Origin of the sequence: Roseiconus lacunae (assembly GCF_008312935.1) — a bacterium.
Classification (GTDB): domain Bacteria; phylum Planctomycetota; class Planctomycetia; order Pirellulales; family Pirellulaceae; genus Stieleria; species Stieleria lacunae.
Map to the genome: position 1 here is coordinate 1 of NZ_VSZO01000082.1, position 410 is coordinate 410.

At 53.7% G+C, this 410-nt stretch carries 1 protein-coding gene; it reads right to left on the bottom strand.

Annotation, left to right across the window (positions count from 1 at the left end; genetic code table 11):
- Nucleotides 1-59: 59 nt before the first annotated feature.
- Nucleotides 60-410: endonuclease/exonuclease/phosphatase family protein (locus FYC48_RS28055; protein WP_200836717.1), on the bottom strand; the 351-nt coding region annotated here is incomplete at its 5' end.

The window sequence follows — 410 nt, forward strand, 5'->3', positions numbered from 1 at the left end:
AGCACGACGAACGATAACGATCACGTGGTCGCCGCGAACGACTCACCACTTCAATAAACTCAACGCGGCGACTCACGTGTATCGTCTGGTTCGCCGAATTCGAGTGTGGCAACCACGAGGAAATGGTCAGACCCAACTCGACGGACAATCTCGGCGTCTGTCGTCGTGAAGTGTTGCGTGTGGAAAATGTGGTCGATTCGGAGTGCAAGAGGCAACGGACGTGTCGGCCAGTTCCAAGTTGGGTGGCTATCCGCGTCGTCATGCACCGAAGCGTACGCATCAATCAATCCAAGTTCAGCGAGCCGCTTTGGTGCCCTGAAAGTAGAGATGCTATTAAAGTCACCAACAACAATCGTCGGACGCTGACAATCGATTGCGTCGACAATTGCATCGATCTCGATGGCGTGCTT